Here is a 10,974-nt window from a genome sequence, read left to right as displayed (position 1 = left end):
AGAGTAACTTCGAGATCAGGTTGGGCCAGGAAATGGCCCAGCCTGATCTCGGATTACTCTAGAATCAGAAGGGGGCGGGGTGCCGTCACCCCAGGGCGCGCGCCGCCTCCAGCACCTTTTGCACGTGACCCTCGACCTTGACCTTGCGCCAGAGCGCGCGCACCACGCCCTCGCGGTCGATCAGGAAGGTGGCGCGTTCAATGCCCAGCGAGACCTTGCCGTACAGCATCTTGTACACCCGCACGCCATAGGCATCGCACACCTTGGACTCGGGATCGCTGCCCAGGGGGAAGGTAAGGTCCTGGCGGGCGCTGAAGGTGTCGTGGCTTTTCACGCTGTCGCGCGACACCCCGATCACCGTGGCCCCCAGGGCCTCGAACTCGGGCAGGGCGCCTTGGAAGGCGATGGCCTCGCGGGTGCAGCCGGGCGTGCTGTCCTTGGGATAGAAGTACAGCACCACGATCCTGCCCTTGAGATCGGCCAGCGACACCGTGCCGCCGCCGCTGGTGGGCAAGGTGAAGTCGGGGGCCGGATCGCCCACCGCCAGGGTCACCGGCGTGGGCGCGGCGGGGGGAGGGGGTTCAGGGTTCATGAGGGGTCCTCCTGCAAGGCGGGCGCTTCCGCGTCGGCCGTTCCAACGATCTCGTGGAACAGTACGCGGACCCGCGCGCCATCGGATTGCAAGGCCGAGGCAAGATCCTCGATCGACTCGCAGGCACTCGCCCGCGCCAGCTTGGCCTTGAGCCCCGGGGTCAGATCACTGTCCCGGGGGGCGTGGTCGATGGAGTGGCGCAAGGTGGCCTGGATGGCCAGGTTGCGCCGGTGGTGGGCCTGCAACAGCCTGGCGTGCCCGGGATCGAGCAACCCGGCGTCGGCCAGCCGGCCCAAGGCGGTGATGGTCTCGCCGGCCAGGACCTGGGGATGGGTCGCGGCGTGGCGCAGTTGCAGGTACTGGGCGATGAAGTCCACGTCGACCAGTCCGCCCGGGGCCAGCTTGACGTCCCACAGGCTGGCGGGGGGCTTGTCGCGGTCCATGCGCGCGCGCATCGAGGCCACGTCGTGGGCGAGGCGCTGGGGGTCGCGGGGGCGGGTCAGGGTTTCGCGGATCACTCCTTCGATCGCCTGGCGCAGCGGCGCGGGGCCGGCAATGACGCGCGCGCGGGTCAGCGCCTGGTGTTCCCAGGTCCAGGACGCCTCCGAGTGATAACGGCGGAAGGCTTCCAGGCTGGTGGCCAGCGGCCCCTTGTTGCCCGAGGGGCGCAACCGCATGTCCACCTCGTAGAGCGCGCCCTCGCTGGTCAGGGCCGCGATGGCGTTGACCACGCGCTGGGTCAGGCGGGTGAAGTACACGGCGGTGGCCAGGGGGCGCTCGCCGTCCGAGCCCTCGGCCTCGGCGGGGGCGTCGTAGATCAAGATCAGATCAAGGTCGCTGGTCGCGGTCATTTCGCGGCTGCCCAGCTTGCCCAGCGCCAGAATCGCCAGGGCGCCCCCGTCGATGTGGCCATGGGCGTGGGCGAATTCCTCCTCCACCCGGGGGAGCAGGGCCGACAGGGCCACGTCGGCGATGTCGGAAAGCCCCTGGCCGGTGCGCTCCGCCCCCACCTCGCAACGCAAGGTGAGCAGACCCACCCGGAACTTCAGGTCATTGGCCCAGCGCCGGACCAGGATCAGGGTATCCTCGAACACCAGGGCGTCTTCGAGCAAGGTGTCCAGGGTGTGCGCCATCGTGGCCCGGTCGGGCAAGGTCGCGCAGGGCATCAGGACCACATCGAGCAGCGTGGGATTGCGTGCCAGTTGCTCGGACAAACGGGGCGCGTCGCCCAGGATCTCGGCCACCAGGTCAAGCAGCGAGCGGTCGTGATCGAACAACCCGAAAATCTGCATGCCCGTGGGCAGCTTGGCCAGGAACTCGTCGAAACGCATCAAGGCCACGTCGGGCTGGGCGGTGCGGGCCAGGGCGCGCAGCAGGTCGGGGACCAGCTCGGTCAGGCGTTCGCGCGCGCGCACCGAGCGGGTGGCGCGCACCCGGCCGTGATGCCAGCCGCGCACCGTGGCCATCACCGCCTCGGGGTTGGAAAAGCCCATGGCGCGCAAGGTGGCCAGGGTTTCCGGGTCGTCCTCGCCGCCGGTGAAAACCAGGTTGCCCTCCTCGGTGGACAAGCTGGGCGCGTCCTCGAACAGGTGGGCGTAGTGGCTTTCCACGGTGGTCAGGCAGGCCAGCACATGCTCGGTCAGCGCCCCGGTGTCGGCAAGGCCCAGGAACAAGGCAACGTGGCGCAGCTTCACCGGATCGGTGGGCAGGGTTTGGGTCTGCTCGTCATCGATCATTTGCAAGCGGTGTTCCAAGGTCCGCAAGGCGCGGTAGGCCCCGGTCAGCTCGGTGACCACGTCGGGCGTGACCAACTGGGCCTCGCCCAGGGCGGCCAGCGCCGTGCAGGTGGCGGGCGAGCGCAGCTCGGGCGCGCGTCCCCCCCAGATCAGCTGCTGGGTCTGCACGAAAAATTCGATTTCGCGGATTCCCCCCCGGCCCAGCTTGATGTTGTGCCCGGCCACCCCGATGACCGCGCCCCCCTTGGCGGCGTGGATCTGGCGCTTCATTGAGTGGATATCCTGGATCGCGTCGAAATCCAGGTGCTTGCGCCAGACAAACGGGCGCAGGTGGGCAAGGAAGGTCCGGGCCACCTCGCGGTCGCCGGCAATGGGCCGCGCCTTGATCATCGCGGCGCGTTCCCAGTTCTGGCCCAGGGTTTCGTAATAGATCTCGGCCGCCTCGGTGGACAGCGCGATGGCGGTGGAGCCGGGATCGGGGCGCAGGCGCAAGTCGGTGCGAAACACATAGCCGTCGGCGGTGCGCTCCTCCATCACCCGGACCAGGTCGCGGGTCAGGCCGACCAGGCATTCGCCAACCGAACGCTTGCCGGTGTACACGACCTTCTCGGCGTCGTAGAGCACGATCAGGTCGATATCCGACGAATAATTCAGTTCGCCACCGCCCAGCTTGCCCATGGCGAGCACGAAATAGCCGCACTCGGCCTCGGGCTGCTCGGGGCGGGGCAAGACAAGGTCGCCCCGGTCGTGGCGCTGGCGCAGCAACTGGGCCACGGCCAGGCACACCGCCTGTTCGGCGAAGCGCGACAGGGCATCGGTGACCGGCTCCACGCCCCAGGTTCCGGTCAGGTCGGCAAGCCCGATCAAGGTGGCGGCGCGCCGCTTGGCAAGGCGCAGGCGGCGCATCAGGCCCGTGGTGTCGGCCGGATCGGTCGCCGGCACCGCCAGCTCGTCAAGCAGGCGTTCGAAGGCGCCGTCGGGGCCCAGGGTGGCGAGGCGGGCCAGGCCTTCCGGATCGCGCAGCAGGCAGCCCGACAGGAAGGGGCTGTTGCCGAACACCGCGTCCAGAAGCGCCGACCCGTTGGGATCGGCCTCGAAGGCCGTGACGAACGCACGGCGGGTTTCCGACGCGCCACCCTCGGCCAGGGCGTGCCATCGCTCGCGGCCCAGACGGCAGCGATCCGCGTCGGCGGGACGAGGAAAGCGGGCGCCGGAACCTGGAAAAACAAACTCGTGCATTTTCACCCCGTGCTTTTTGACGCACACTGAAGGAATACTCCGGCGGGCGTCAAGGGACCGCCCCTGAGTCCTGGTGGAGGAAGTGGTGCTGCACGGAAGCCTCAAGGTGATGCTGCGCGGCCTGGGGGTCGTGGGCGTGATGGGGGTTCTTGCGCTGGTTGGCGCGGCGTGGCGCCTGCAACAAGGCCCCGTCATCCTCGATTTCCTGGCGCCCGTGGTGGAATCAAGCGTGGCCGAGGCCCTGACCGGCCAGGGCCTGGTGGTGCGCGTGGGCGGCGTGCGCCTGTTCTGGGCCGGTTGGCACGAAGCCCTCGACCTGCGCGGCATTGACATCGATCTGCGAACCCCGGACGGCCGGCCGCTGGCCCGGATGCCGGAACTCGCCTTGAGCCTGGCTCCCGCGCCCTTGCTGGAAGGCCGGGTGGTGATCACCGCCCTGGAGGGACGCGGCCTGGTCTTGGACCTGGTGCGTCATCCGGACGGCCGGGTGGACCTGGGCGGGAAGGCGGACCCCGGGCCGGAACCGGCGGACGAGACGGGGTTTTCCCTGGCCGGGCTGCTGGACGGCGCGCCGGCGGCGGACGGAACCGGCCTTGGGGCCTTGCCCGCGCGCCTGGGGATAAGCGACGCGCTGATCCGGCTCGGCGACGAGACCGGAACCCCGCTGCTGAGCGTGGAGGTCGGCGAGGCGTCCTTCCAGCGCGCGGAGCCGGCCGGCGCCCTGGCCGTGCACGCGGCCTTGACCGTGACCGTGCCCGAGGCCGCCCCGGTCGCCGTGGATCTGGGGGTGGGGCGGGCCTCGGGCACGGCGCCCGTTGATCTTTCGCTGAACCTTGCGGACGTTACCCCGGCCGCCCTGGTCCGGCTGCTGGCGGGGCTGGGGCACGCCGGGGATCTCGCCCGTGCTTTCGACCCATGGCGATCGGGGCATCTGGATGTCCGCGCGCGCGCGCGCGTGGACGCGCTGGCCCTGGCCCGGGGGGAGGGGCGCGCCGCCCTGGCCGGGGCGACCTTCCGGGTGGAGGCCCGCGACCTGACCGTGGCCCAGCCCGATCCCCAGCCGTTTACCTGGGTTTTTCCCCGGGTGGTGGCCCGGGGCGAGGTGGGGCCCGGGGCCGATGGTCTCGACCTGACGTCGGCATGGATCGACCTCGACGATCACGCCCGGGTGGGGATCACGGCCCGGCTTGGCGATCTCGGCCATGCGCCCACCGCCACCGTCGAGGCACGCCTGACCGGAGGGCTTGCCCTTGACGGGGTGCTTGCCCGCTGGCCGGAAATCGCCGCTCCGGGGGCGCGGGAGTGGATCGCCGCCAACCTGTCGCAAGGCCGGATCCGCGAGGCCCGCTTCACCGCGGCGCTGGCGGCGGGCCCGGACGGGCTGGCCCTGGCCGGGCTCGATGGCGTGGCCGAGATCGAGGGCATGAGCATCGACTACCGCGCGCCCCTGCCGCCCCTGGAGCAGGTGACGGGCACCGTGGGCTTCAGTCCCTCGGCGATTGGGGTGCTGGTGCATTCGGGACGGGTGCGGGGCTTGCCCGGCCTGGTGCTGGAAGGCGGCAATGTCGTTTTTTCCGGCCTGGACCAGGAAGATCAGTTCGCCGACATCGAAGCCCAGGTGCAAGGCCCCGTGTCCGAGGCCCTGGCCCTGATCGATCACGACCCCTTCGGGTATGCCCGCGCCGTGGGCCTGGACCCCGCCCGGGTCGCGGGCGAGGCCGAAACCAGCCTGACCCTGGCCTTCCCCCTGCTCAAGACCCTGACTTTCGAACAAATTGCCCTCAAGGTCGCCGCCCGCCTGGAGCGGGTGGGGCTGCCCGGCGTCGTGCTGGGTCATGACCTGGAAGCCGGGACCCTCGCCCTGACCCTTGATCCCGCCGGCATGGACGTGAAGGGCACCGCCACCCTGGCGGGGGTGCCGGCCCGCCTGACCTGGCGCGAGAACTTCGGGGACGGGCGCGTGACCTCGCGCTATCACGTTCAAGGCACCGTGAGCGAGGCCCGGCGCGCCGCCCTGGGGCTTGTCCTGCCCGACCAGGATCCGCCGATGGCCGTGGGTCCCTTGCCCGCCGATCTCACCGTGACGCGCGAAAAAGGAGGGAAAACAACCCTTGAAGGCGTGTTCGACCTCGCCCCCCTGACCTTGACCCTGGCGCCGTTCGATTGGCGCAAGCCGGCCGGACGCCCCGGCAGGATGCGGATCGGGGGACGCTTTTCCCCCACCAAGGCCACCTTGGACGTGGCGGTGGATGCCGGTGCCGATCTGCGCGCGCGCGCCAGCGTGTCCCTGGACCCCGACGACGCGAGCCCGCGCCTCGTGGATATTCAGGAACTGGCGGTGGGGCCGTCGTGGGTGAAGGGAACGGTGATCCCCGCCCAGGGCGCGGGAGCCACGGCCGTGACCCTGACCGACGGGATTTTGGATCTGCGTCCGGTGCGGGCCTGGCGCGCGGCCCAGCCGCCCGATCAGTCCTCGTCGCTCCCCGCCCTGACCTGCGACATCCGCCTTGCGCGGCTGCGCCTGGGCGAAACGGCGGTTCTTGAAAATGTTTCCGCCACCTTGTCGCGCTCGGACACCGAATGGCGGCAGGCGGTGGTCCATGCCCTGGTGCCGGGGGGGCCTTTCTTGAACCTGACCTTGGGGCCGTCGGGGACCGAGCGGGCCTTTGTCGTCAACACCACGGATGGCGGAGGCGTGTTGCGCGGGCTGGGGGTGTTCGATTCCCTGAAGGGCGGCCCCTTGCGGATTACCGGGAGAATCGAGGAGTCGGGCACGGTGCGCGGCCAGGTGGAAATGAACGATTTCCGCCTGACCCAGGCGCCCCTGATGGCCCGGCTGCTGTCCCTGGCCGGACTGACGGGCATTCTGGATGCCCTGGGGGGCCCGGGGATCGGTTTCATCGCCCTGCGGGTGCCCTTCGTGTACGAGGATCCGGTGCTGGTTTTGTCGGAGGCGCGGACCTATGGCCTCTCCCTGGGCCTCACCGCCAAGGGTTCGCTGAACCTTGAAAGCGATGCCCTGGCCCTGGAAGGAACCCTGGTCCCCGCCTATGCCCTGAACGGCTTGCTGGGCCAGATTCCATTGGTGGGCAAGGCCCTGGTGGGCGGCGAGGGCGAAGGTCTGATCGGGGTCACCTATCAGGTCAGCGGCACGCTGGACGAGCCCGACGTGTCGGTCAATCCGCTGTCGGCGCTCACGCCGGGTTTCCTGCGTGGCATTTTCTCGTTGTTCGATTCCCCGGAGCAGACCGCCCGGGACGCGCCAGGGAAGGAAGGGGGATGACCCTGACACGTCCGCACGCCAGGGTGGGCCCGTCCTCCAGCGACGGCTCCCTCTCCCCCCCTCCGCCCGAAGGACAGCACCGGGAACCGGAAATCCCGGCGTGGGGATACCGGTGGATTATTGGCGTGGTCTACTGCGTCGTGGGCCTCGTGGCCTTGGGGGTGTTCGTCTCCGAGCGCGCGCGCCTGGATGACACCCTGACCGCCGTGGCCACGGATCGCGCGCGAACCGTGTTCCAGATCCTGGATGTGACGCGTGAATGGAACGCGGTGCATGGGGGCGTGTATGTCGCGCCGGCCCCCGTTCCCGAAACGGCCGCTCCGACCGATCCGCCGCCGGCCGTGCTGCCCGACGGCCGGCGCCTGGAAGCGCTCAATCCCGCGCGCATGACCCGCGAGCTGGCCGCCCTGGCCGCGCGCCGCGAAGGGATCGTGTTTCACATGACCAGCCTCGCGCCCTTGGGGCCCGAGAACGCGCCCGACCCCTGGGAACGCGAATCCCTGGAGCGTTTCGCGTCCGGTGCCGCCCGGGAACGCCTGGCCCTGATCCCCGCCGATCGCGCCAAAGGACAGCGCGCGGTGCACCGGTACATGGCGCCCCTGACGGCCCGGGAGTCGTGCGTGGGCTGCCACGCCGGCTCGGGGGTCCAGGTGGGGGAGCACCTTGGCGGCATTTCCATCACCCTGCCGGCCGACGCCCTGGTGGCCAGCCGCGACGAACAGCTCGCCCACGCGGCCTTCATTTGCCTGGTGGGCGCGCTGGTGGTGGGGGTGCTCGCCCATGTCACCCTGGCCCAGGGGCGCCGGGTGATGATGGCTTGGCAGGAACGCCGGACCATGGGAGACTTGCAGCGGGCGCATCGTTTCCAAGAAGCGGTGATCGAGGCGCGGACCCGGCAACTGTCCAACGTCAACGGGGCGTTGCTGGACGAAATCAGCAAGGTGCAAGCAGCCCGGCGCGCCCTGGAGGAAAGCGAGGCCCGGACCCGGGCCGTGGTGGAAAGCAGCCAGGACGGATTCCTGATGGTCCAGGGCTGGCGGGTTCTGTTCGCCAACCGCCGCCTGAGCGAGATCACCGGCTATTCCCACCGCGAGATCATGGCCATGAGCGCCCTGACCTTGTTCGCGCCCGAGGACCGCGACCGGATCCAGGAGATCAACGCCCGCCGCCTGAAGGGCGAGGTCGTCCCCACCCACTACCGGGCCTCGGTTCTACGCCGCGATGGCGTGACGCGGCGCGTGGTCGAGATGGACGTGGTGGTTCATCCCGGCAGCGGCAGGGATGTTCCCCAGGTGGTGATCAGCGTCAAGGATGTGACCGACGCCCTGGCCGCGGAACGCTCCTTGCGCATCGCCCAGGCGGTGTTCGATCACACGGCCGAGGGCATCATGGTGCTGGATGCCCAAGACCGGATTGTTCGGGTCAATTCCGCGTTCTCGGTGATCACCGGCTATGCTCCCGAGGAGGTGATCGGCCGATCCCCGGAACTGTTGAGATCGGGCCACCATCCGCCTGCGTTCTTTGAACAGATGCACGCCGCCTTGCGCGCGCGCGGCCGCTGGGAGGGCGAGGTGTGGAACCGGCGCAAGGATGGGGAAATGTACGTTGAATGGCTGCATCTCACCGCCTTGCCCGAGGGCGAGGGAGAACCAGGCGGCCTCGTCGCGTCGTTTAGCGATATCACCCGGCGCAAGGCGGCCGAGGACGTGATCTTGCACCAGGCCACCTACGACGCGCTGACGGACCTGCCCAACCGGCGCCTGTTCGATGATCGCCTGGACGTGACCCTGGCCACCGCCTTGCGCCACGACCGCCGTTTTGCCCTGATGTACGTGGATCTGGATCACTTCAAGGCGGTCAACGATACCCTGGGGCACGCGGCCGGCGACATGCTGCTGGCCGAGGCCGCCCGGCGCATGGTGGGCTGCGTGCGCTCGGCCGACACGGTGGCCCGTCTGGGCGGCGACGAGTTCGCCATTATCCTCAACGATCTGGATCGGGGCAACCGGGTGGAGGAGGTGGCGCAGCGGGTGCGCCGCGCCCTTGAGCACCCCTTTGCCCTGACCGAGGGGCCGGCCCTGGTGTCGGCCAGCATCGGCGCGGCGGTCCATCCCCAGGACGGCCTGACGGCCGCCGACCTGCGCCGCGCCGCCGACCGGGCCTTGTATGCCGCCAAGGCGGCGGGGCGCAACACGGCGTGCTACGCCTCGCCCATCCAACCGGAAGTGTGAAGGAGCGGGGGCGCCGTGTGGTCCTCACGCGGCGCGGACGCCTTCCAGGAACTTCTGAACCATGCCGCGCAGCTCGTTGGTGTGGGAGGACAAGCCCGTGGCCGCTTTCACGGTTTCGCGCGCGGTGGAACTGGCGCCCCGGGCGGCGTCGTTGACCTGATCGATCGTGGCACTGACCTGATCGGTTCCCTGGGCGGCCTGCTGGACGTTGCGGGCGATTTCCTTGGCCGCCAGATCCTGCTGTTCGATGGACTGGGCAATGCTGGCCGAGATTTCATCAAGCTGGCCGATGACCGAGGCAATGGTGGCGATGGCCTCGGCGGTATCGCTTGAAACCTTCTGAATGCTGCCCACCTGGGCGGCGATATCCTCGGTGGCGCGGGCGGTCTGGGTCGCCAGGTGCTTGACCTCGCCGGCGACGACGGCAAATCCCTTGCCCGCCTCGCCGGCCCTGGCGGCCTCGATGGTGGCGTTCAGCGCCAGCAGGTTGGTCTGGCTGGCGATCGAGTTGATCAAGGTGACCACCTCGCCGATGCGTTGGGCGGTTTCGGTGAGGGTGCGCACATGCTGGTCGGTGCGCGCCGCTTCGCCCACCGCCTTGCGGGTGATGGTGGTGGACGTGGACACCTGCCGGCCGATTTCGGAAATCGAGCAGGTCAGTTCCTCGGTGGCGGTCGCAACGGCCTGGACATTGGCGCTGGCCTGCTGCGAGGCATTGGCCACGGCCGCCGCGCGCGCGCTGGTGTCCTCGGCGATCGACGACATGGTGGTGGCGGTGCTGGCCATGTGAGTCGTGGCCTCGGCCACCTGGGCCAGGATCGCCCCCACCTTTTCATCAAAGTGGCTGGCAAGGCCGGCCACGGCGCGGGCCCGGTCGGCGCGTTCCTTCTCGGTGGCGCGTTGCTGCTCGTCCGTGGTCCGGGCCCGGGCCAGGGCATCGCGAAATACCCGCAGCGAGGTGGTCATGGCGGCGATTTCGTCCTCGCCCGGAGCCTCGGGCACGGGCGTTTGCAAATCGCCGGCCGCGATGCCGTCCATGGAGCGCGACAGCCCGCGCAAGGGATCGATCAGGTAACGGTGGCTGATCAGGGCCGACAACCCCAGTCCGCCCGCGATTCCCACGAGGGGCACGGCGATCAGCAGCCCCGTGATCAGGCGGCGGAACTGGTCCTGGGCGGCGGTCAGGGCGCCGATCGAAGCCTCGTTGCCGGCGGCAAGCTCCTGCAACAAGGCATTGAGTGCTTTACGGTTGGATCGATTGTCGTCATTATCGCCAAACAGACGGGCCTGGGCGGTGGATTCCTCGCGGCCGAGGCGAACAAGCTCGCTGCGAAACCGGATGAACTCCTCGACCTTGGCGTTGGCGGCCTCGAAGGTGGCCTGTTGATCCTTTGGAACCAGGGCTCGCCATGTTGTCATGTAGTCGCGCATCGAGGCGAGATTCTTCATCAGCGGGGCCGCGAATTTTTCCGCGGCGTCCGCGTCCTTCGACATGTAAACGCCTCGCGAATCCATGACCACGGCCAGGACAAGGCCATTAACCCGCTCTCCCACCAGCGCTCGCGCCGAGGCTTCGGTTATTTCCTTGGAATAATGCGCGTATGTCATGGAAGCGTAAATCCCGATGCCACCGATTCCAGCGGCGACCAACGCAACCAGGCCAACGAGCAGGCCAATTTTGCGGGCAATGGGCAGCTTGGCAATGAGCATGGCCGCGGAGCTCCCTGAGCGAGGACAGACTTGAACGGGTTATAAAAATATAGCACAAAGAGTGTAGTCGCAAGAGTCCATACGCCATAAAAGTCCTGGCCTCCCTTCCAGAAGAACGGCAGGGTCGCGACGGAAGAAGCCGGAACGGGAAACGGATGAAGGACCAGGGGCTTATACCAACGG

Annotated in this window: 5 protein-coding genes; 2 read left to right on the top strand and 3 right to left on the bottom strand. The window is 69.0% G+C overall.

The annotated features are described in order from the left end of the window. Positions 1–85: 85 nt before the first annotated feature. Positions 86–592, bottom strand: coding sequence for a peroxiredoxin (locus ROR02_RS06855; RefSeq protein ID WP_246135440.1), 507 nt, complete (start codon positions 590–592; stop codon positions 86–88). Continuing rightward, positions 589–3,567, bottom strand: coding sequence for a bifunctional [glutamine synthetase] adenylyltransferase/[glutamine synthetase]-adenylyl-L-tyrosine phosphorylase (locus ROR02_RS06850; RefSeq protein WP_246135439.1), 2,979 nt, complete (start codon positions 3,565–3,567; stop codon positions 589–591). Before ROR02_RS06850 ends, ROR02_RS06855 begins: the two co-directional genes overlap by 4 nt. 85 nt (positions 3,568–3,652) lie before the next feature. Here ROR02_RS06850 and ROR02_RS06845 point away from each other — a divergent pair, with 85 nt between their 5' ends. Further along, positions 3,653–6,850 carry a YhdP family protein gene (locus ROR02_RS06845; RefSeq protein ID WP_147163276.1) on the top strand — a complete coding sequence of 1,066 codons (3,198 nt, stop codon included), beginning with the start codon at positions 3,653–3,655 and terminating at the stop codon, positions 6,848–6,850. Then, on the top strand, positions 6,847–9,081 hold the full coding sequence (locus ROR02_RS06840; protein ID WP_147163275.1) for a diguanylate cyclase domain-containing protein: 2,235 nt from the start codon (positions 6,847–6,849) through the stop codon (positions 9,079–9,081). The genes ROR02_RS06845 and ROR02_RS06840 overlap by 4 nt, the downstream gene beginning before the upstream one ends. Positions 9,082–9,105: 24 nt before the next feature. Here the strand turns inward: ROR02_RS06840 and ROR02_RS06835 are convergent, their stop codons facing one another. Further along, complete coding sequence (locus ROR02_RS06835) at positions 9,106–10,791, bottom strand: methyl-accepting chemotaxis protein (protein ID WP_147163274.1); 1,686 nt, start codon at positions 10,789–10,791, stop codon at positions 9,106–9,108. Positions 10,792–10,974 lie beyond the last annotated feature (183 nt).

Source organism: Pararhodospirillum oryzae (assembly GCF_007992075.1).
GTDB lineage: Bacteria > Pseudomonadota > Alphaproteobacteria > Rhodospirillales > Rhodospirillaceae > Pararhodospirillum > Pararhodospirillum oryzae.
This window is presented reverse-complemented; position numbering and strand designations above follow the sequence as displayed.

Coding starts and splice junctions, on each gene's coding strand:
- ROR02_RS06840 (WP_147163275.1), top strand. CDS start 6,847: ATGACCCTGACACGTCCGCACGCCAGGGTGGGCCCGTCCTCCAGCGAC.
- ROR02_RS06835 (WP_147163274.1), bottom strand. CDS start 10,791: ATGCTCATTGCCAAGCTGCCCATTGCCCGCAAAATTGGCCTGCTCGTT.
- ROR02_RS06855 (WP_246135440.1), bottom strand. CDS start 592: ATGAACCCTGAACCCCCTCCCCCCGCCGCGCCCACGCCGGTGACCCTG.
- ROR02_RS06850 (WP_246135439.1), bottom strand. CDS start 3,567: ATGCACGAGTTTGTTTTTCCAGGTTCCGGCGCCCGCTTTCCTCGTCCC.